This is a genomic window from Georhizobium profundi (assembly GCF_003952725.1).
Lineage (GTDB): Bacteria > Pseudomonadota > Alphaproteobacteria > Rhizobiales > Rhizobiaceae > Georhizobium > Georhizobium profundi.
On the sequence record NZ_CP032509.1, the window covers coordinates 2,563,966 to 2,585,205 of the forward strand.

A 21,240-nucleotide genomic window follows, 5' to 3' on the forward strand; every position below is an offset into this window, starting at 1 on the left:
CGGCGCCCAATCAGCTGCAGCCGCTCGTTGCGCCGCAGGTGTCGCACTTCTCGCAGGTGCCGTTCCGGACCATTGTGAAGTTCTGGCATTCGGGGCAGGAGTTGCCCGTGTAGCCTTGCATCAGCGACTTGGCGCGGCGGTCGGCTTCGACCTTTTTGGCGTCCGCCTTGGCGCGGGCTGCTTCTTCGGCGGCCTTGTCGGAGAAGAGCTCGGTGGCGGCGTCGTTGTCGATGACGCCGGCATTGAGGTCTTCCGGAGCTTCGTCGAGATCACGCTTGAAGGCAGTTGCGGCGCCGGCGCCTGAGGCCATCGTCACGGTCGAGCGGGAGGCAGCGAGCGGTGCCGGCTGCTTGGTGCCCGAGAAGGCTGTGACGTTGGAGATCGACGCCGTGGGTGCGGCGACGCGTGCCGGGGCCGGGCCCGTTGCTTCGCCTTTCGGCTCACCGGTCGGGCGCAGCGTTTCCGGCTGCACGATGGTGAGCTTGTGGCCGCGGGTGAGGCCGGACGAAATCGCCTGCGCCTTGCCTTCCTTCACGCCCTTGCCGAGTGCGGTGTTGCCGAAATCGGACGTGTCCACATGGGCGAGGTCGTGGCGCGACAGGTAGGAGACGGCGAGTTCGCGGAACACGTAGTCGAGAATCGACGTGGCGTTCTTGATCGCGTCGTTGCCTTGCACCATGCCGGCCGGCTCGAACTTGGTGAAGGTGAAGGCCTCCACATATTCTTCCAGCGGCACGCCATATTGCAGGCCGAGCGAGATGGCGATGGCGAAGTTGTTCATCATCGCGCGGAAGGCAGCGCCTTCCTTGTGCATGTCGATGAAGATCTCGCCCAAGCGGCCATCGTCGAATTCGCCGGTGCGCAGATACACCTTGTGGCCGCCGACGACGGCTTTCTGGGTGTAGCCCTTGCGGCGGTTCGGCAGTTTGTCGCGGTCGCGGTAGAGGCGCTCGACGACGCGCTCGACGACCTTTTCGGTGATCGTGACGGCCTGCGCGGCGGAAGGCTGGGCGATCAGGGCCTCGACGGCATCATCGGCATCCTCGTCCGCATCGTCCTCGATCAGCGAGGCGTTGAGCGGCTGGGAGAGCTTGGAGCCGTCGCGGTAGAGCGCGTTGGCCTTCAGCGCGAGCTTCCAGGACAGCATGTAGGCGTTCTTGCAATCCTCGACGGTCGCCTCGTTCGGCATGTTGATCGTCTTGGAGATGGCACCCGAGATGAAGGGCTGGGCCGCTGCCATCATGTGGATGTGGCTTTCCACCGACAGATAGCGCTTGCCGATCTTGCCGCAGGGGTTGGCGCAATCGAAGACGGGCAGGTGCTCGTCTTTCAGGAACGGCGCGCCTTCGAGCGTCATGGCACCGCAGACATGGATGTTCGCGGCTTCGATTTCCTTCTTGGTGTAACCGAGATGGGCGAGCAGGGAGAACTCGAAATCGTTCATCTGTTCGCTGGTCACGCCGAGCGTTTCCGTCAGGAAATCAGCGCCAAGCGTCCACTGGTTGAAGGCGAACTTGATGTCGAAGGCGCTCTTCAGCGCAACGTTCAGCGCTTCGACCTGCTCGTCGGAGAAGCCCTTGGCCTTGAGCGAGCCGGGGTTGACGGCCGGCGCCTGGTTGAGATTGCCGTGGCCGACCGCGTAGGCCTCGATCTCGGCGATCTGGCTTTCGGTGTAGCCGAGCGTGCGGAGCGCTTCCGGCACGGCGCGGTTGATGATCTTGAAGTATCCGCCGCCGGCAAGCTTCTTGAACTTGACCAGCGCGAAATCGGGCTCGATGCCGGTCGTGTCGCAATCCATGACGAGGCCGATCGTGCCGGTGGGCGCGATCACGGTCGCCTGGGCATTGCGGTAGCCGTTCTTCTCGCCGAGCTCGACGGCCTTGTCCCAGGCGGCGATCGCATGGGTGACGAGCGTCTGGTCCGGGCAGTCGCCATGGATCAGCGCCACCGGATTGACCGACAGCTTTTCATAGCCGGTGCTCTCGCCACGGGCGGCACGGCGATGGTTGCGCATGACGCGCAGCATGTGCTCGCGGTTGGGCTTGTAGCCCGGGAAGGGGCCAAGCTCGCCCGCCATTTCGGCCGACGTGGCATAAGCGACGCCGGTCATGATGGCGGTCAGCGCGCCGCAGATCGCGCGGCCTTCCTTGGAGTCGTAAGGAATGCCCGAGGTCATCAGCAGGCCGCCGATATTGGCGTAGCCGAGGCCGAGTGTGCGGTACTTGTAGGAGAGCTCGGCGATCTGGCGCGAGGGGAACTGCGCCATCATGACCGAGATTTCAAGCACCATCGTCCAGAGCCGCACGGCGTGCTCATAGGCTTCGATGTCGATGTTCTTGGTCTGCGCGTCCTTGAACTGCAACAGGTTCAGCGAGGCGAGGTTGCAGGCCGTGTCGTCCAGGAACATGTATTCCGAGCACGGGTTCGATGCACGGATCGCGCCGGCCGACACGCAGGTGTGCCAGTCGTTCATGGTCGTGTTGAAGTGCAGGCCCGGATCGGCGGATGCCCAGGCGGCTTCGCCGATCTTTTCCCACAGATCGCGCGCCTTCAGCGTCTTCATCACGCGGCCGTCCTTGCGGGCGGTCAGGTTCCAGTCTCCGTCGCTTTCGACAGCGCGCAGGAAGTCGTCCTTGATGGAGACGGAGTTGTTGGAATTCTGGCCCGAGACGGTCAGATAGGCCTCGGAATCCCAGTCCGTGTCGTAGGTCTTGAAGTCGAGGTCGGTATAGCCCTGCTTGGCGAACTGGATGACGCGCTTGACGTAGTTTTCCGGAACGGCGTCACGCTTGGCGTCCTTGATGGCGCGCTTCAGCGCCGAGTTCAGCTTGGGGTCGAAGCACTCGCCATTGTCGGCCTCGCAGTTGAGGCAGGCCTTCATGATGGTCTTCAGGTGCTTGGCGACGATCTTGGAGCCGGTGACGAGGGCAGCGACCTTCTGCTCTTCCTTCACCTTCCAGTCGATGTAGGCTTCGATGTCCGGATGATCGATGTCGACGACGACCATCTTGGCGGCGCGGCGCGTGGTGCCGCCCGACTTGATGGCGCCGGCTGCCCGGTCGCCGATCTTGAGGAAGGACATCAGGCCCGACGACTTGCCACCGCCCGACAGCTTTTCGCCTTCGCCGCGCAGGTAGGAGAAGTTGGAGCCGGTGCCCGAACCGTATTTGAAGAGGCGCGCCTCACGGACCCAGAGGTCCATGATGCCGCTTTCATTGACCAGATCGTCTTCGACCGACTGGATGAAGCACGCATGCGGCTGCGGGTGCTCATAGGCCGACTGCGACTGGACGAGCTTCTTGGTGAAGGGATCGACATAGTAGTGGCCCTGGCCGGGGCCATCGATGCCATAGGCCCAGTGCAGGCCGGTGTTGAACCATTGCGGGGAATTCGGCGCGACGCGCTGCGTGGCGAGCATGTAGGCGAGCTCGTCCATGAAGGCGGAGGCGTCTTCTTCCGAATTGAAATAGCCGCCCTTCCAGCCCCAGTAGGTCCAGGTGCCCGCAAGACGGGTGAAGACCTGGCGGGCATCGGTTTCGGAACCGTAGCGCTCGTCCTCGGGCAGTTCGGCGAGGGCGGTCTCGTCGGCGACCGAACGCCACAGGAACGACGGCACGTCGTTTTCCTCGACGCGCTTCAGGCGGGCAGGAACGCCGGCCTTGCGGAAATATTTCTGGGCGAGGATGTCGGCCGCAACCTGGCTGAACTGCGCCGGAACGTCGATGTCGGCGAGCCGGAAGACGACGGAGCCATCCGGATTCTTGATCTCGCTGATGGCCTTGCGGAATTCGATGGCCGCATAGGCCGATTGCCCCGCTTCAGTAAACCGCCGCTCGATGCGCATTGTCCCTCGTCCTTGTCGTGGTGTGCCTGCCGACGGTCTTCGTGGCGGGCGCAATTTGTCATCATCCGGCGGCGCTCTTCATGGCGCGGCCAGCCCTCGAAATCCGGTCTCGTGATGGAATCGAGTGATCCAGACCGTATGTTGTGTTGATGGTGGCTGGCAACACTAAATATAGTGTAAATCCACCGTTTCCGCTACCCCTGCCGCCGCCTGCGGCAACCCCCGTTACGCCATGCCAAGGCAGCCCGAGGAAGGATCCGCAACGGATCATCCGACTGGGCTCACCAACGCTTACTGTCTTGATTTGTGACCGGCTTCTTCATGCCGGCGGGCCGTTGTTCACAGCGTGATAACCAATAGACTGCGACTCGGATCATGGGTCAAGAGCTGGTCGAGCGCTTGGATGTGAATACCAGATGTTGTGCGCTGGGAGGGTGGAAACTGGGGAAAGTCGAACCCGTTGGAACTCTGGACTTGCCAAACGCTTCAAGTACGAAAAATGACATAGAAAATTGGGGGTGGGCCAGTGTCCGAACGACCTCTGCTCCGTCTCCGCCCTGTTGATAAGTGGGATCACTGCAATGACTTCGTTGACGCTCATGGATCGCATCGCTTCCGGCTCTTCCCGGCGCGCGTCGAAGAAGCAGTATGGTGCGGTGCCCTATCAGATGATCGAGGGGCGTTGCGCCTTCCTCCTGATCACCTCGCGGCGCACCGGGCGCTGGATTTTTCCGAAAGGCTCGCTGATCGAAGGCCTGACGCCGCAGGAGACGGCAGCCCAGGAGGCTTTCGAAGAGGCGGGCGTCGAAGGGCATGTCCATCCGGAACCGGTCGGCAGCTACCGGACGGTGAAGCAGTTGCTTCGCCGCACGATCATCCATGTGGAGGTGTTTCCGCTGCTCGTGGAGCGCCAACTCGACGAGTGGCCAGAGATCGGGCAGCGCTACCGCCACTGGGTGATGCTGAAAGAAGCCAAACGCCTGCTGTCCGACCGAGGCGCCGTGGCGATGGCGGAGGCTGTGGACAAGCTGGTGACTCCCTGAAGCCTGCTCCGGGCGGTCAGGCCACGATCAGGAGGCCGATCAGCCAGTAGAGCAGGGCGGACAGGAGACCGGCCGCCGGAACGGTGATCACCCAGGCGGCTGCAATCTGCAGGCCGTGCTGACGGCGCACAAGCCGACGGCGTTCGCGCTTCTGGAAATTGGCGAGTGCCTCTTCCGGAGTCTTGTTGAGGCGGTCGGTGTTCAGGAAGAGCGAATAGGGCTGGACGGCCGGATTGCGCACGCCGCGGTTCGACGTCGCCTCGCGCAGGAAGCCGACGCCGAAGACGGCGCCGATGGCAATGTGCGTCGAGGACACGGGCAGTCCAAGCCAGGAAGCGATGAGAACGGTGGTTGCTGCGGCGAAGGCGACGCAATAGGCGCGGATCTCGTTCATCTTGGTGATCTTTTCACCGACGAGCCTGATCAGCCGCGGACCGAACAAAGCAAGGCCGAGCGCGATGCCGACCGCGCCGATCGCCAGCACCCACAGCGGAAGGGCGACAGCGGCGACATCGGTCGAGCCGCTGCCGGCTGCCGCAACGATCGCGGCGAGCGGCCCGACCGCATTGGCGACATCATTGGCGCCGTGGGCGAAGGACAAAAGCGCTGCCGCGAAGATCAAGGGCAGGCGGAAGAGACCGTTGATGCTCTTGGACCGGTTCTCCAGCCCGATCGACCGGCGCATCACCCACGGACGCGCCAGCATCCAGCTGATGACCGCGAAGACGGCGCCAAGCATCAGAACCTGGAGCGGGCTGGCACTCCAGATCCGGCTCAATCCCTTGATCGTGAGATACATCGCGAAGACTGCGGCCATGCCGGAGATGAGCACCGGCACCCAGATGCGGGCCGCTGCGATCTTGTCTTCCCGTTCCAGGATGGTCGCGTTGGCGAAAGCCAGCACGCCGGCGGCCATGACGCCGCCTAGCACCGGCGAGATGACCCAGCTCGCGACGATGGTCGCCAGCACTGGCCATGCGACGACGCTGAAGCCGGCCGCCGCGACGCCAGCTCCGATGACGCCGCCGACGACGGAGTGGGTCGTGGAAACGGGTGCTCCGAGATAGGTGGCGAGATTGATCCACAGGGCGGAGGAGAGCAGGGCGGCCGTCATCACGACGATGAAGTCCACCGTTTCGAGATGAACGGCTGGCAGCAGCAACTCGCTGGAGATGGTCTTGACGACATCGCCGCCCGCGAGCAACGCGCCGGCACTTTCGCACACGACCGCAATTGCGATCGCGCCGGCCATGGTGAGTGCCCGGCTGCCGACGGCCGGTCCCATATTGTTGGCAACGTCGTTCGCGCCAATGTTGAGCGCCATGTAACCGGCAATGACGGACGCGATGATGACGAGGTAGCTGAGCGGACCTTCGACGGCATAGAATGCCGCAACCACCATGGCGCCGAGCAGGAAGACGAGCGCGATCCCTGGAAAGGCCAGGCTTCTGGAGAGGTCTCCAGTCGCCGTTTCCAGGTTGACGACCTTGTTCAGGTCCTTGTCGAGTGCGCTCTTGGCCATGCTTGCCCGTTCATGACAGTTTTGTGACAGTGGGGGGCGCATAGCATCTGAAGGCCGGGGCGGGCACCCCCGACGGTCCGATCAACCACATTATTTGAGGGGCGCCTCTGCCGCCGCGCGCTTGCTGGTCACTTGCCCCCTCTCTGTCATCCCACTGTCATCGACACATTGCATGAGCAGGCACGGCGCGATCGACGCGCGATGTCCGATTGGAGGGGCTCATGACGACCACCAAACATTTTGCACTGACCTTGCTTGCAGGCACCCTGCTGACCACCACCGGTGCATGGGCGCAGGAAGCCATGAACTTCAACCGGATCGCGTCCTTCCCGGTCGTCGACAACAAGCCGGAAGGCGCCGACGTCAACGCGCCGTCTTCCGCCGAGATCATCACGGCCACCGAAGATGGCATGATGCTGATCTATTCCGATAGCCCGGCAGGTGGCATCGGCTTCATCGACATCACCGACGCCGCTGCGCCCGTTGCCGGCGGCTTCCTTGCCATGGACGGCGGTGAGCCTACCGCCGTTTCCGTTGCTGGCTCCAAGGTGCTGGTCGGCGTCAACACGACCGAAGACCTGACGCAGCCTTCGGGCTTCCTGGCTGTCGTCGATATTGCGACGCAGACGATGGAAGCGCAGTGCGATCTTGGCGGTCAGCCTGATTCCACCGCAGTATCACCGGACGGTACGTTCGCTGCGGTCGCCATCGAGAACCAGCGTGACGAGGACCTGAACGACGGCGTCATCCCGCAGATGCCTGCCGGGGACGTGAAGATCTTCCCGCTGACCGATGGCGTGCCGGATTGCGATGCAATGATCACGGTGGACCTGACGGGCCTCGCCGAAATTGCGCCGGAAGACCCGGAGCCAGAATTCGTCGACTTCAATGAAGCTAACGAACTTGCCGTGACGCTTCAGGAAAACAACCATATTGCGATCATCAACGCGGCCGATGGCACTGTGACTGCGCATTTTTCCGCTGGTGCGGTGGACCTGACAGGCATCGACACGGAAGACGATGGTGCGTTCGATTTCTCCGGCTCGGCGACGGCCGTGAAGCGCGAGCCCGATGCGATCCAGTGGCTGGACGATGACCGCTTCGCCATCGCCAACGAGGGTGACTACGAAGGGGGGTCGCGCGGCTTCACCATCATGAACAAGATGGGCGAAGTGCTCTATGAGAGCGGCAACAGCTTCGAGCACGAAGTGGCGCTCCTCGGCCACTATCCCGACGGTCGTTCGGACGCCAAGGGCATCGAGCCGGAGGGCATGGAAGTCGCCCGCTTCGGCGACGAAACGCTGATCCTGCCTTTGTCGGAGCGTGGTTCGGTCGTTGGCGTCTATCGCGACAACGGTGCAGATGCTGCGCCTGAGCTTCTGCAGATCCTGCCCTCGGGCATCTCGCCGGAAGGCATCGTTGCGATCCCTGAGCGCAACCTTTTCGCGGTCGCCAACGAAGTCGACCTTATCGAAGACGGTGGCGTGCGTGCGCATGTCATGATCTTCGAGCGCACCGAGGGTGCCGCCCAGTACCCGACGATCGTCTCCACGCGCGACGAGAATGAACTGCCGATCGCTTTCGGTGCGTTGTCGGGCCTCGCTGCCGATCCGTCCGAAGCCGGGCGCCTCTATGCTGTCAGCGATTCCGTGTTCGCTGCCCAGCCGCGCATGTATGTGATCGATGCCAGCGTGACGCCTGCTCAGATCACCGACGCCATCACGATCACCCGCGATGGCGAAACCGCGCAAAACATGGATCTGGAAGGCATCGTTGCAGACGGCGAGGGCGGCTTCTGGCTCGCCAATGAGGGCGATGCCGATGAGGGCATTCCGCATGCGATCTATCGTGTGAATGCCGAAGGCGCGATCCAGGAGGAAGTCCTCTTCCCTGAAGCACTGCTTGAGGGTGCCACGCGGTCCGGCGCCGAAGGCATCACGATGATCGACGGGACACTCTGGATCGCCATCCAGCGCGAGTGGGGCAACGATCCCGAAGGCATGGTGAAGCTGGTTTCCTATACGCCGGCTTCGGGCGAGTGGGCAGCCGTTCACTATCCGCTTGAAGCGAAGGGCGAGGGCTGGGTCGGCTTGTCCGAGATCACGCTGCACGGTGAGTATGTCTACATCGTCGAGCGCGATAACCAGATTGGTGCGGCAGCCGTGCTGAAGAAGCTCTATCGCGTACCGGTCGCCGAGCTTGCAGGCGCCGAACTTGGCGGTGAACTGCCTGTGGTCACTAAGGAAGAAGTCCACGACTTCCTTCCGGATCTTGCGGCTTACAACGGCTACATCGTCGACAAGGTCGAAGGCTTTGCCGTCGACGCCAGTGGGGAAGCCTTCGTCGTCACCGACAATGACGGCGTGGACGATTCCTCCGGCGAAACCTTCTTCTGGTCGATCGGCGCCGTTTCCGAGCTCTGAGCGTTTCTTCGGACAATCATGAAAGGCCGGGCTTTCGCCCGGCCTTTTTCGTTTGCGGCAGGTTCGGCCAGACCTAGATGTTCTGGCCGCCCGAGACCTCGATCCGCTGTCCCGTCATCCAGCCGAACTCCCCGACGAGCAGGCTCGACAGCGCGCCGCCGATGTCGTCGGGCAAACCGGCTCTGCCCATTGCGGTGGTTGCCGCGACCATTTCGTTGACATGGGCATTTTCGCGCACGACGCCGCCGCCGAAATCGGTTTCGATGGCGCCTGGTGCGATGGTGTTGACGGAGATCCGGCGTGCGCCCAGTTCCTTCGCGAGGTAACGCGTCAGCACCTCGATACCGCCCTTCATCGCAGCATAGGCGGAGTAGCCGGGGAGGGTGAAGCGGGCCAGCCCGCTGGAGACGTTCACAATCCGACCGCCGTCCTCGATCATCGGCAGAAGGTGCTGGGTCAGGAAGAAAACGCCCTTGAGATGGATGGCGACGAGGTGATCGAAATCCTCTTCCGTGGTCTCGGCGAACGGCTTGTGGATGCCCGTGCCCGCATTGTTGACGAGAAAATCGATCGTCTCCCGATCGAATGTCTGCCGCAGCGTCTGGCGCAGTTCGTCGCCGAAGGATGCGAATGTGTCCGTGCGCGTCGTATCAAGCTTGAGTGCTGCTGCGCGCACGCCCGCCTGCCGTGCTTCGGCAACGACGGCGTCGGCATCCTCGCGGTTGTTGTTATAGGTGACGACGAGGTCGACGCCCTTCTTGGCGAGATGCTCTGCGGTGTTGCGGCCAAGGCCACGGCTGCCGCCGGTAATCAGAGCGATCTTGGTCGTACTGGTCATGGGGAACTCCTTCCGAATAAACATGGCCTGTCTTAGCCGCTGGTTGCTTCAATGGCTTGACGGATAATCGGGATGTCTTGCCTATTCCTCCAGAAGTGTCGGTGCCAATATTTTCAAACGTCCTGCTGCAGGTCTATATTCGCCCTATGAAGAGCGAAAACATCATCGAAAAACTCCGGCCAGGTGTGATCGCCTATGCGGATGCCAACGGCGCAGGCGAGCAGCCGTTGATGACATCGATACCCGGCTTGAGCATCGTGCGAAGCCGGAAGGCGACCGACATCGAGCCGATGGTCTACCAGCCGCTCTTCTGCTTCGTGCTGCAGGGCGCGAAGGAGTCCGTCGTCGGCGACATGCGCGTGCGGTTCGCCGAAGGCCAGTCGCTCATCGTCGGTCTCGACCTGCCGGCTGAAAGCAGGGTTGTTCTGGCGAGCGAGGATAAGCCCTATCTCGCGATCGCCGTCGCGCTGGACGTTGCGATGATGCGCGAACTCGCGGTGCAGTCCGGCCTGAGGACCACGACAAACGGGTCGGTACAGGCGAACTGCGAAACGCTCCAGGTGGGGGTGCCGGATGCGGCTCTCGTCGATGCCATGGCCCGGCTCTTTGCACTGGTGGACCAGCCTGAGGCACCGATCCTGGCGCCGCTGGTCATCCGGGAAATTCATTACCGGGTGCTGAGCGCTGGCCATGCGGGCGTGCTTCGGATGCTGGCACGCGCCGATAGCCACATCAGCCGCATTGCGAGCGTCATCGCAACGATCAAGGATCGCTTCGACGAACCGCTGAAGATCGAGGACCTCGCGCATACGGCAGGCATGAGCATGTCGGCCTTTCACGAGCACTTCAAGGCCGTGACGCGAACGACGCCACTGCAGTTCCAGAAGAGGCTCAGGCTGATCGAGGCGAGACGCCTGATGTTCGCAGGCTCGCATTCCGTTACGCGGGCCGCGTTTGAGGTTGGCTACGAAAGTGCTTCGCAGTTCAGTCGCGAATACAGCCGCCATTTCGGGGTTGCGCCCAGCGACGACCGTGCTTTCGCTTAAGACAGTATCTGCCGACGATCGGCCGCCTGCTTAGCCTTTGTGATCCTTGGCGATGGGCTCGACATAGGAAAAGCCGAGATCCCACGGGAAATAGATCCAGGTGTCCTGGCTGACTTCGGTGACGAAGCTATCGACCAGTGGACGACCCTTTGGCTTGGCGTAGACGGTTGCAAAATGGGCCTTGGGCAGCATGGCGCGCACGATGGCAGCGGTTTTGCCCGTGTCGGTCAGGTCGTCAACGATGAGGGTGTCTTCGCCGTCGTTTTCCAGAAGATCGTCATTGATGCGCTTCAGGACCTGCATTTCACCCTGATTGGCATAGTCGTGGTAGGAGGCGACGCAGACCGTCTCGATCATGCGAATGCCAAGCTCGCGCGCGATGATTGCGGCCGGCACGAGGCCGCCACGCGTGATGCAGACGATCGCCTTCCACTGCGTTCCATTGCCCGACAGGCGCCAGGCGAGCGCGCGCGCGTCGCGGTGGAACTGGTCCCAGGAGACGGGAAAGGCCTTGTCTGGCAGCGACATGAAGGAAGGCTCCGGCGTTTGAGGTTGCGAGGCCAATAGCGGGAACGCCTGGGTGGCGCAAGCGCGTGGCCTGTCAGTCGTTAGGGACAATCGCGTCGATCATGGCCGCGATGGCATCCTGTGCGGCCTGCGCGGCTTGAAGATCACGGGAGCGTGCGACGATCTCGGTGGAGAAGCGCTTGCCGTCGTACCGTGGGTAGGAGCCGATGACGACGTTCGAATGTGCCTTCTGGATCGCCGCCAACGGGCCACCGATATCGCCTTCGCCATAGGGGCAGGCGACCGACAGCGAGTGGATCTTCGCTCCGGTCTTCAATGTCGGCATGACGTTGTCCAGCATCGCCTGGAAGACGGACGGCACGCCGGCCATGACGTGAATGTTGTCCACGATGAAGCCCGGCGCCTTCGAGACCGGGTTTCCGATATGGGCGGCGCCGATCGGCATGCGCGCCATGCGCTGTCGCGCCTCGGTGAATTCCAGCCCGCGGCCGGCATAATGGTCAGCCAGAAGTGCCATTGCCGCGGGATCATGGGTGCATTCCCGCCCGACGGCATCCGCGATGGCATCGGCGGTGATGTCGTCATGGGTGGGGCCGATTCCACCGGATGTGAAGAGATAGGTGTAGCGCTTGGACAGGGCCCGCACGGCCTCGACGATCGCGTCGTGATCATCGGAGACGATGCGCACTTCCTTGAGGTCGATCCCGGCGGCCGTCATCATGTCGGCGAGATGGCCGATATTGCGGTCTTTTGTGCGGCCGGACAAAAGCTCATCGCCGATCGCCAGCATGGCTGCGGTGACCGTGTCCGTTGCGGCTGCGTCGTTCGGCTTTTCGCTCATTGTCTCCTACTCATTCTCGCTGACGTCTCGGATAGAAGGATCGATACGCATCGGATCACCTGGCTGATTGAACCTAACTGTGAACAATCCGTTGATGACCTGATGGCTTTCGCTGAACGATCGTTTGGCTATCGTGCCGCCACCATTCCGAACCGGCCATCGCCGGGCCTTTCAATCTCACTACAAGGAGCTGACGCAATGGCCAAGGTGCTCGTACTTTATTACTCGACCTGGGGACACATCGAGCAGATGGCGCATGCCGTCGCGGAAGGCGCACGCAAGGGCGGCGCCGAGGTGACCGTCAAGCGCGTGCCCGAACTCGTGCCCGACGATGTCGCCAAGGCCTATCACTACAAGCTCGAACAGGAGGCGCCGATCGCGTCGCCGAACGAGCTCGCCGACTACGACGCGATCATCTTCGGTACGCCCACCCGCTACGGGAACATGGCCGCGCAGATGAAGAACTTCCTCGACCAGACCGGCGCGCTTTGGGCCGAAGGCAAGCTTGTCGGCAAAGTCGGCTCGGCCTTCACCTCGTCGGCCACACAGCATGGTGGCCAGGAAACCACGCTGACCAGCTTCCACACGGTGCTGCTGCACCACGGGATGGTCATCGTTGGTCTGCCCTATGCCTTCCAGGGCCAGATGGGCGTGGAAGAAGTCAAGGGCGGCTCACCTTACGGTGCCACGACGATTGCAGCTGGCGACGGTTCGCGCCAGCCTTCCACCATCGAGCTCGACGGTGCGCGCTATCAGGGCGAGCACGTCGCAAAGATCGCGGCCAAGCTCGCTTAAAACGAAGCTCTGCAACCACGATGATGGGGTCGTCCCGAAAGGGGCGGCCCCATTCCGTTTGCGGAGGTCAGCGCGCGACCCGGACGAGAAGATTTGCAGCCTCGGCGCCGATGCGCTCGAAAGCCGCCATGAGTTGATCGGCAGTGGCCGCTTCGAAATAGTGATCGGCGCTCGACGCACATTCCCTCAGCATGGCTTGACCGCCGCGGGTGGCTTCGAATGCCACCGAGTAGATGATGACGTCTGCCTGCTTTGCATCGGCGCAACGGTTGAGTGTGTAGCGCGTATCCGACGCATAATTGTTTTCACCATCGGTCATGAAGAGGATGATGCGGGCGGGCTTTTCCTGTCCATTGCGGGCCCTGTGTTCGCTGCGCTCGCGGTCGCGGATCACGGATTTGTAGGCAGCATCGAAGGCTTGGGATGAATTGGTGCCGCCGCTTGCGCGGATCGACTGCACGAACTGCGATGTGCTAGCCGTACCCCAAGCGGGCTGGCGTTCGGACTTCTTTTCTTCCGCATAGGTGGTGATCCCCATCCGGACATACTGGGTCTGAGGATCCGCAGTCGTGAGTTGCTGACTTAGATTGGCGACAGCGCGCTTCAAGGTGGCGAGACGGGTAGGCTGTCTGAGCCAGCTGCAAAGGAATTCATATTCGGAAGCCTGGCACCCATTCATCGATCCCGACTGGTCGAGCACGAGCATCATCGAAAATGCGCTGTGGGTCTCACTCGAACTGACCGACACGCTTTCGGTGTGAAAAGAGAGGCTGTCGCCGGGTATCAGCCAGCTCGGAAACATCATCTGAACGGCGCCATCGACGGTGAGACGGACTTCTGCCGTACGCCCGCCGCGGGCTTCATCCAGTTCGGCCACGATCTGCGGGTTGAGCGAGGCGAGTTCTGTCGTTTTTACCGAGCTGCTCTGGCTCAACTGCGCGAAGAAGAAGACTTCGGCGAGCTCCCTGGCGTCGTCTTCGCTGAAGTCGCCAAGCGCGAGCTTCGACGCCGCAGCAAGCGTTGCCGCATCGGCCGCGTTGGCGGCGTGGCTGCGGAAGGAGAGTGCTCGCGTGTAGTCGATAGCCAACGATGCCACCCCCAAAAGCAGGGGCAGCAACAACGCCAATTGAATGGCGAATGAACCATTTTGGTCGCGCATCATGCGCACGACCCGTCTCAGCATCATGCTTATGGACGGGGTATACCTTCTATTGCACCCGCCAATTGCGCCGATACATCTTAAAATTGCGTTTCATAAAGCATGGACATCTTCACCGTCCAAGAACTTGAAAACTCGTAAGAGGACTTTCGCTGCGCCGTACGCCAAGCTATTGAATCGCCCCGCGTGCGGGCGTGGTGGAATGGTAGACACACGGGACTTAAAATCCCGAGACCCTGGGTCGTGCGGGTTCGAGTCCCGCCGCCCGCACCAAGGCATCCTCGGATTTGTTGACCAACTTTTGGGCAAGTGCCCGCATCGTTGCCATTATGGCCAAATGGTGACACAGACAGTCCGACGCCGCGAGCACTGGTGAATCGTGGTCGACATGCCACTTTCGCTTGCAACGGATGCCTGATCCATGGCCGGACTGATTGCGCTCTCGCTGTCTTATATCCTGTCCCAGTTCTTCCGGTCGTTTCTGGCGGTACTGACGCCGACGCTCTCGACCGATCTCGGGATGACCAATGCGCAATTGTCGCTGGCCTCGGGAATCTGGTTCGTCACCTTCGCGCTCATGCAGTTTGCAGTGGGCACCTGGCTCGATCGCTATGGCCCGCGGCGGACGGCGTCTATGCTTCTGGCTGTTGGCGGTGCGGGTGGGGCGATGATCTTCGCAACGGCCGAAACGCCAGGCATGATCATTCTGGCCATGGCGCTGATCGGCATCGGCTGCTCGCCGCTTCTGATGGCATCGCTGTTCATCTTTGCGCGACTGTACTCACCGCTGCGCTTTGCCGTCTTTGCCTCCTGGTTCATCGCGGTCGGCAATGCCGGCAATGTCCTCGGCGCCGCGCCGCTCGCCGCCTCGGTGGAGTTCTTCGGCTGGCGAACATCCATGGCGGCGCTTGGCGCGATCAGCCTCATGGTGGCGGTTGCGATCTTCGTGCTGGTGCGCGATCCGGACAAGCTCGAATCCGATGGCCAGTCGAGCGGACTGAGGGGATATATCGACCTTTTGAAGATGCCGGTTCTCTGGGCGATCATCCCGCTTACCGCCGTCAACTACGCGCCGGCGGCGACGATCCGTGGCTTGTGGGCGGGGCCTTATCTGGACCAGGTTTACGGCGCCGGGTCGCTGCTCATCGGAAATGTCGCGCTCGCCATGGCAATCGCCATGGTCATCGGAAGCTTCGCTTATGGCCCGCTCGATACCATGCTGCGCACCCGCAAATGGGTCGCGTTCGGCGGCAATGCGGCGAGTTTCTCCATTCTCGTTGCGCTGGTCCTGGTGCCAATGCCACCCTTCGCGTTCGCCGCTGCCGCGCTGGTCGCGATCGGGCTGTTCGGCACGAGCTATGGCGTCCTCATGGCGCATGCGCGGGCGTTTTTCCCGGCACATTTGACCGGGCGTGGCGTGACGCTGATGAACTTCTTCTCGATCGGCGGCGCAGGGCTCATCCAGTTCGCCACGGGGCCGGTTTTCGGTTCCGCCTATGATGGCGCCAACCCTGCATCGGCCTATTCGACGCTGTTCGGCTTCTACGCGCTGCTGCTCGCCATCGGGCTTGCGATCTACATATTCTCGCGCGATGCGAGGCCCGGCGAGCGGGTGAGCTCCAGCGTCGCCAGATAGTCGAGGATCTCCCCTGCAAGCGACGCGGTGGTGGACGGTGAGATGATGTCGCCGGCGACCACATGGTTCTGCGGATCGTCGCTCTCTGTCACCAGCAAGGTCTCCGTCGGTGCGCCCCAACGGGCCGATATCGCAGCCGTCTTGTCCGGACGAACGATGGTATCTCCCTCGGAATAGACGAAGAGCGTGGGGACCTCGATCGATTCGATGGGCGCTTGCGCCGCCAGATCCACAAGCGCGGCCATCGGCAAGAGTGCAGCCGTCGGGTAGGTGGTGGTCCAGTTCGCTTCATGCGCCGCATTTCTGGGCGTGAAGCTGCGCGAGCTCCCGATCAGAAGGTCCGCCAGCGGGCCACCCCACGGCATTGTGAGGATGCCGGAGCCGGATGCGGCGAGACCGAAGTTCGGTGAAATCATCACGGTAGCCGCGACATCGTCGGCGAGGTTCGGCTGGGTCATCGCCCAGGTGACGAGCGTTGCGCCCGTCGATGTGCCCATCAAGACGACGCGATCGCCCAAACGGCGTCCGATTCCAATGGCTTCCGCGAGATCGTTCACCCATTGATTCACCGTGGCCTCGGCCATCGCATCGCCGGTCCGGCCGTGGCCGGACAATCGCGTAAAGAACAGATTGACGCCAAGCGACTGCGCAACCAGATCCGGCAGCGGGCGCACCTCCGTCGGCGAGGCCGAGAAGCCATGGACGTAGACGAGGGAAATGGGTGTCGGCAGTTTCGCTGCGGGGTCGGCCCACACGATCTGCTTGCTCTGGTTCGGCCGGATGTCACCGAAGGCGGCCTCCGTGCGCTCCAGATAAGCATCCAGATCGGCGTCGATCGACGCCGCTTCGAAGCTTACGGTGGTATCGACGTCAGGACGCGGGCCGAGCGTCCACAGCACGAAGAGGACGAAGATGACTGCAGCGAGCAGGAGAAGCAGCCGTCGCATCGCCTTTCCCACTCGCACGATCATCGCTCCAGATAGAGATGGTTTCGTCAGCCGCCCGTGACGCTCATGTGGCGGGAAACGGCCGGGCGATTGTTGCGCCGGTCGATGACGAAGTCATGACCCTTCGGCTTGCGGCCGATCGCTTCGTCGATCGCATCGGAGACGAGACCGTTGCCTTCGGAGGCGCGCAATGCGGCACGAAGATCTGCGGCATCTTCCTGGCCGAGGCACATGAACAGCGTTCCCGTGCAGGTGAGGCGCACCCGGTTGCAGCTTTCGCAGAAATTGTGGGTCATCGGCGTGATGAAGCCCAAGCGGCCGCCGGTTTCGGCAATTTCGACGTATCGCGCCGGGCCGCCGGTCTTGTAGGAAATGTCGATCATCGTGAACTGCCGGGCAAGGTCGGCGCGCAGCAGCGAGAGCGGCAGATAGTGGTCGGTCCGATCCTCGTCGATCTCGCCCATTGGCATCGTTTCGATGACCGTCATGTCCATGCCCTTGCCATGGGCCCAGCGGATCATCTCGGGTATTTCGGCGTCGTTGAAACCCTTGAGCGCCACGGCATTGATCTTGACGTGAATGCCAGCCGCCTGGGCCGCTTCGATGCCTTCCAGAACGCGCGAAAGCTCGCCCCAGCGGGTGATCTGGCGAAACTTGTCGGGGTCAAGCGTATCGAGAGATACGTTGATGCGGCGCACACCACATTCGGCGAGCTCAGCGGCAAAACGCGAGAGCTGCGAGCCGTTTGTGGTCAGCGTCAATTCCTCGAGAGCACCGGATTTCAGGTGCCGCGAGAGATCGCGGATGAGATGCATGATGTTCTTACGCACCAGCGGCTCGCCGCCGGTGAGACGCAGCCTGCGGACGCCCTTTTCGATGAACACCGTGCAGAGGCGGTCGAGTTCCTCGAGCGACAGCAGGTCCTTCTTCGGGAGAAACGTCATGTTCTCCGCCATGCAATAGGTGCAGCGGAAGTCGCAACGATCCGTCACCGACACGCGTAGATAGCTGATTGCGCGACCGAAAGGATCGATCATCGGTGGCTCGGTGACGGCTAGCGGGCGTGCGCCTGCCGTGGAATTGTTGAACTGGTTCAATGCATTTCTCCCTGCGCCCTATGTTGCGACGATGAGGCGCCGCGTCAAGGCGCGATCAAGGTTCTGCCTTGCCGGTCACGGAAACTTGGCTTTAGACGCTAAAGGCGACTAAGGAAAAGCCGGTATCGACGAAAGGACGAGATTGATGAGCGCGACCGAGCAAAGCCAGGACGCTCCACAGGAGTTGCGCGTATCCAAGGATCGGAAGCTTCTGACCGTGCGCTTCGGTGATGCCGAGGCCTATGCGCTAGAGGCGGAACTGCTTCGGGTCTGCTCGCCGTCTGCGGAAGTGCAGGGCCATGGTCCCGGACAGGCCATCACGGTGTATGGCAAGCGCGACGTCGCCATCATGACGATCGACTCGGTCGGGCATTATGCGATCCGGATCACCTTCGACGACATGCACAATTCCGGGATATTCTCCTGGCCGTTCCTGCGGGAACTGGGGCGCGAGCGGGAAACACGATGGGCCGATTATCTGGCCGACCTCGACGCCAGAGGCTTATCGCGCGATCCGGTGCGCCCGGTCAGGCGAAACTAGGTAGGGTGTTCTGCTGATCCGGTAATCAGGCGGAAATCTTCCGGTACATGGCGCGTGCTTCGGACAATTCGCCGTCAGCGCCCGGCATGTGCATAGTGACGCGATTGCGTCCGGCATTTTTCGACGCGTAAAGCGCGGCGTCGGCCTTGCGGTAGAGGTCGCTCTCGTTTTCGGCATCCGCGGCCATGCAGACGCCCATGGAGAGGGTGACCGGGCCGTAGTCGGTGCCGGTGCGCTGGTTGACGAAGGGCGTCTGTTCCACCGTCGTGCGGATGCGGTTGGCGATGCTCATCGTCTCGGCCGCAGTCGTACCGGCCAGGATGAAGCCGAACTCCTCGCCGCCGGTGCGTGCGATGAAGACATCCTTGCGCAATGCCGCCCGAAAGAGGCTGCCGATAAGCTTGATGACCTTGTCGCCGACCGGGTGGCCGAACGTATCGTTGATGCGCTTGAACTTGTCGATGTCGGCAATCACGAGGGCAAAATACATCGCCGATTTCTGATCGCTGTAGATCTGCGCCATCATGTCGTCGAATGCCCGGCGATTGGACAACTGCGTCATGACATCGGTATGGGCCATGCGCTTGTACTCGTCCAACTCGTTGCGGACGCGGGTGATTTCGCTGGCATGGCCGACCATGCCATTTATGACGGTGCGCGAATCGCTGATCGTGCTGTCGGTCGCCGTGGTGAGAATGGTGATGAAGTTGCGGATGATGTCGACGCGCAGGGATTCCGGGTCGACCATCTCGGCATTCGCACGGCCAAGCGTGCGACCATAGTTTTCAAGCTTGGACTGTTCGCGTCGAAGCAGTTGCAGGCATTCCTCGATGTTGCGAGAAATCGTCTCCTGCGCATCGGCAACGATGCCCTGGCCGTGGTGGTGAACGAGGAACTGCCGTCCGAGCGCATCGAGATCGGCCTGGGTCGGGCTGGTGCCGAGCGCCACGAAAGCCCGGGTCAGGGCCGGATCGGAGCCAGCAAAAGCTTCGTAGACGAGTTCGTAATTGCGGGGCAGACCAGGGATATTGAGCCGGCGCATGGATATGGCGATGCGAGTCGCAATGTCTCCGGGCGCCGGGCGTCTAGCTGTCTGGTTCATGCCCGTTTTTCCAAGTTTAGTTTTTGCTGTCCGTCCTGCAAAATCTATGCACGAAAGGTTCTAAATTGATTAACACTTTAGCGCTTCAGCATATGCTTGGACGCCGGAGTATCCGGCGTTGCAGGCTGCAGCGCCTCAACCGAGGTTGAGCTCCTTGAAGAAATCATTGCCCTTGTCGTCGACGACGATGAAGGCGGGGAAATCCTCGACTTCGATTTTCCAGACAGCTTCCATGCCGAGTTCTGGATATTCGACGACCTCGACGCTTTTGATGCAGTCCTGCGCCAGCCGGGCTGCCGGGCCACCGATCGAACCGAGATAGAAGCCGCCATGGCGCTCGCAGGCGTCGCGGACAGCGCGCGAGCGGTTGCCCTTGGCCAGCATCACCATCGATCCGCCGAACGACTGGAACTGGTCGACATAGGCGTCCATGCGGCCGGCCGTCGTCGGGCCGAACGAACCGGATGCGTAACCTTCCGGTGTCTTTGCCGGACCGGCATAGTAGATCGGGTGGTTCTTCATGTAGTCCGGCATGGGTTCACCGGCTTCCAGGCGCTCGCGGATCTTCGAATGGGCAAGATCGCGGGCGACGATGATCGTGCCGTTCAGCGACAGACGCGTCTTGACGGGATGGGCCGAGAGCTGGGCCAGAATTTCGCTCATCGGCTGATGCAGATCGATCCTCACGACGTCGCCCGACAGGCGCTCTTCATCGATATCCGGCATGAAGCGCGCCGGATTGGCTTCAAGCGCTTCGAGGAAGATGCCGTCCTTCGTGATCTTGCCCTTGGCCTGGCGATCGGCCGAGCAGGAGACGCCGAGACCAATCGGGAGAGAGGCGCCGTGGCGGGGCAGGCGGATCACGCGCACATCGTGGCAGAAATACTTGCCGCCGAACTGCGCGCCGACCCCGAGGCTCTGCGTCAGCTTATGGATTTCCTGCTCCATCTCGATGTCGCGGAAGGCATGGCCGCTTTCCGAGCCTGAGGTGGGGAGCGCATCGAGATAGCGCGTCGACGCAAGCTTCACCGTCTTCAGCGTCATCTCGGCCGAGGTGCCGCCGATGACGATCGCAAGGTGATAAGGCGGGCAGGCAGCCGTCCCGAGCGTCAGGATCTTTTCCTTGAGGAACTCGATCATCCGGTCACGCGTCAGAAGCGCGGGCGTGCCCTGGTAGAGAAAGGTCTTGTTGGCCGAGCCACCGCCTTTTGCGACGAACAGGAACTCGTATCCGTCGTCGCCTTCCTCGTAGATGTCGATCTGCGCGGGCAGGTTGGTCTTGGTGTTCTTTTCCTCGAACATGCCGAGTGGTGCGAGCTGCGAATAGCGCAGGTTCTTCTTCTCATAGGCGTCGAGGACCCCGCGTGCGATCGCGGAATAATCGCCGCCCTCGGTCCAGACGCGCCGACCCTTTTTCGCCATGACGATCGCCGTGCCCGTGTCCTGGCACATCGGCAGGACGCCCCCTGCGGCAATGTTGGCGTTCTTCATGAGATCATAGGCGACGAAACGGTCGTTGTCCGTTGCCTCCGGGTCGTCCAAGATCTTGGCGAGCTGCGCGAGGTGTCCCGGGCGAAGGAGATGATTGATGTCGGCGAAGGCCTGTTCGGAGAGCAGCCGCAATCCTTCCGGTTCGACCAGCAAAACTTCCTGGCCGCGAAATGTATCCACGGAGACGTGCTGGTCGCTAAGCTTGCGATAGGGCGTTTCATCGGCGCCCAGCGGAAAGAGATCGTCGGCCATGATTCGTCATCCAGAGATATTGACGGAGGATGGGCAGGAGAGCGCCCGGAGCCCGTTTAGCCCGCGTCCATAAGCAATGCAATCGGCCGGCGGGCGAGCCGCGCAAGCGCCGCCCCTTATGCAAAACGGCCACTG

At 62.0% G+C, this 21,240-nt stretch carries 16 protein-coding genes and 1 tRNA gene; 7 read left to right on the plus strand and 10 right to left on the minus strand.

Features of this window, described 5'->3' with window-relative positions; translation table 11 throughout:
- Nucleotides 1-10: 10 nt before the first annotated feature.
- Nucleotides 11-3,844 (minus strand): vitamin B12-dependent ribonucleotide reductase, encoded by a 3,834-nt coding sequence (locus tag D5400_RS12230; RefSeq protein WP_126010274.1) that lies wholly within the window; start codon nt 3,842-3,844, stop codon nt 11-13.
- 581 nt (nt 3,845-4,425) lie between these two features.
- Between D5400_RS12230 and D5400_RS12235 the strand changes: the two genes are divergently transcribed.
- Nucleotides 4,426-4,887: an NUDIX hydrolase gene (locus D5400_RS12235; RefSeq protein ID WP_126010275.1), complete on the plus strand. Its 462-nt coding sequence runs from the start codon at nt 4,426-4,428 to the stop codon at nt 4,885-4,887.
- A gap of 16 nt (nt 4,888-4,903) precedes the next feature.
- Here D5400_RS12235 and D5400_RS12240 read toward each other — a convergent pair whose 3' ends face one another.
- Nucleotides 4,904-6,409 (minus strand): inorganic phosphate transporter, encoded by a 1,506-nt coding sequence (locus D5400_RS12240; protein ID WP_126010276.1) that lies wholly within the window; start codon nt 6,407-6,409, stop codon nt 4,904-4,906.
- A 221-nt stretch (nt 6,410-6,630) separates the two neighbouring features.
- Here D5400_RS12240 and D5400_RS12245 point away from each other — a divergent pair, with 221 nt between their 5' ends.
- Nucleotides 6,631-8,832 (plus strand): esterase-like activity of phytase family protein, encoded by a 2,202-nt coding sequence (locus D5400_RS12245; RefSeq protein ID WP_425364879.1) that lies wholly within the window; start codon nt 6,631-6,633, stop codon nt 8,830-8,832.
- 73 nt (nt 8,833-8,905) lie between these two features.
- Here the strand turns inward: D5400_RS12245 and D5400_RS12250 are convergent, their stop codons facing one another.
- Nucleotides 8,906-9,670, minus strand: coding sequence for an SDR family NAD(P)-dependent oxidoreductase (locus tag D5400_RS12250; RefSeq protein ID WP_126010277.1), 765 nt, complete (start codon nt 9,668-9,670; stop codon nt 8,906-8,908).
- 101 nt (nt 9,671-9,771) lie between these two features.
- On the opposite strand from D5400_RS12250, the gene D5400_RS12255 reads away from it, so the two are divergent.
- Nucleotides 9,772-10,716 (plus strand): AraC family transcriptional regulator, encoded by a 945-nt coding sequence (locus tag D5400_RS12255; RefSeq protein WP_126010278.1) that lies wholly within the window; start codon nt 9,772-9,774, stop codon nt 10,714-10,716.
- Nucleotides 10,717-10,746: 30 nt separating this feature from the next.
- Here D5400_RS12255 and gpt read toward each other — a convergent pair whose 3' ends face one another.
- Both gpt and D5400_RS12265 read right to left on the minus strand, forming a co-directional pair.
- Nucleotides 10,747-11,244, minus strand: a complete 498-nt coding sequence (gpt, locus tag D5400_RS12260) for a xanthine phosphoribosyltransferase (protein WP_126010279.1) — start codon at nt 11,242-11,244, stop codon at nt 10,747-10,749.
- Nucleotides 11,245-11,317: 73 nt separating this feature from the next.
- Nucleotides 11,318-12,085, minus strand: a complete 768-nt coding sequence (locus tag D5400_RS12265; RefSeq protein WP_126010280.1) for a competence/damage-inducible protein A — start codon at nt 12,083-12,085, stop codon at nt 11,318-11,320.
- A gap of 198 nt (nt 12,086-12,283) precedes the next feature.
- Here D5400_RS12265 and wrbA point away from each other — a divergent pair, with 198 nt between their 5' ends.
- Nucleotides 12,284-12,880: an NAD(P)H:quinone oxidoreductase gene (gene wrbA, locus D5400_RS12270; RefSeq protein ID WP_126010281.1), complete on the plus strand. Its 597-nt coding sequence runs from the start codon at nt 12,284-12,286 to the stop codon at nt 12,878-12,880.
- Between the two features lie 67 nt (nt 12,881-12,947).
- Here wrbA and D5400_RS12275 read toward each other — a convergent pair whose 3' ends face one another.
- Nucleotides 12,948-13,967, minus strand: a complete 1,020-nt coding sequence (locus D5400_RS12275) for a vWA domain-containing protein (RefSeq protein WP_245451282.1) — start codon at nt 13,965-13,967, stop codon at nt 12,948-12,950.
- 260 nt (nt 13,968-14,227) lie between these two features.
- On the opposite strand from D5400_RS12275, the gene D5400_RS12280 reads away from it, so the two are divergent.
- Nucleotides 14,228-14,312 (plus strand) — tRNA-Leu (locus tag D5400_RS12280).
- Nucleotides 14,313-14,460: 148 nt separating this feature from the next.
- The gene (locus D5400_RS12285) at nt 14,461-15,675 is read left to right on the plus strand and encodes an MFS transporter (RefSeq protein ID WP_126010283.1); all 1,215 of its coding nucleotides are present in this window, start codon (nt 14,461-14,463) and stop codon (nt 15,673-15,675) included.
- Here the strand turns inward: D5400_RS12285 and D5400_RS12290 are convergent.
- Both D5400_RS12290 and moaA read right to left on the minus strand, forming a co-directional pair.
- Entirely contained in the window at nt 15,615-16,622 is a 1,008-nt protein-coding gene (locus D5400_RS12290; protein ID WP_126010284.1) for an alpha/beta hydrolase, read from the minus strand. The two genes, D5400_RS12285 and D5400_RS12290, sit on opposite strands and share 61 nt — an antisense overlap.
- Before the next feature lie 47 nt (nt 16,623-16,669).
- Nucleotides 16,670-17,659 carry a GTP 3',8-cyclase MoaA gene (gene moaA, locus D5400_RS12295; RefSeq protein WP_126013187.1) on the minus strand — a complete coding sequence of 330 codons (990 nt, stop codon included), beginning with the start codon at nt 17,657-17,659 and terminating at the stop codon, nt 16,670-16,672.
- A gap of 205 nt (nt 17,660-17,864) precedes the next feature.
- Here moaA and D5400_RS12300 point away from each other — a divergent pair, with 205 nt between their 5' ends.
- Complete coding sequence (locus tag D5400_RS12300; RefSeq protein ID WP_126010285.1) at nt 17,865-18,260, plus strand: gamma-butyrobetaine hydroxylase family protein; 396 nt, start codon at nt 17,865-17,867, stop codon at nt 18,258-18,260.
- A 25-nt stretch (nt 18,261-18,285) separates the two neighbouring features.
- Here the strand turns inward: D5400_RS12300 and D5400_RS12305 are convergent, their stop codons facing one another.
- Both D5400_RS12305 and D5400_RS12310 read right to left on the minus strand, forming a co-directional pair.
- Entirely contained in the window at nt 18,286-19,362 is a 1,077-nt protein-coding gene (locus tag D5400_RS12305; protein WP_126010286.1) for a GGDEF domain-containing protein, read from the minus strand.
- Between the two features lie 135 nt (nt 19,363-19,497).
- Nucleotides 19,498-21,105, minus strand: coding sequence for a fumarate hydratase (locus D5400_RS12310; RefSeq protein ID WP_126010287.1), 1,608 nt, complete (start codon nt 21,103-21,105; stop codon nt 19,498-19,500).
- Nucleotides 21,106-21,240 lie beyond the last annotated feature (135 nt).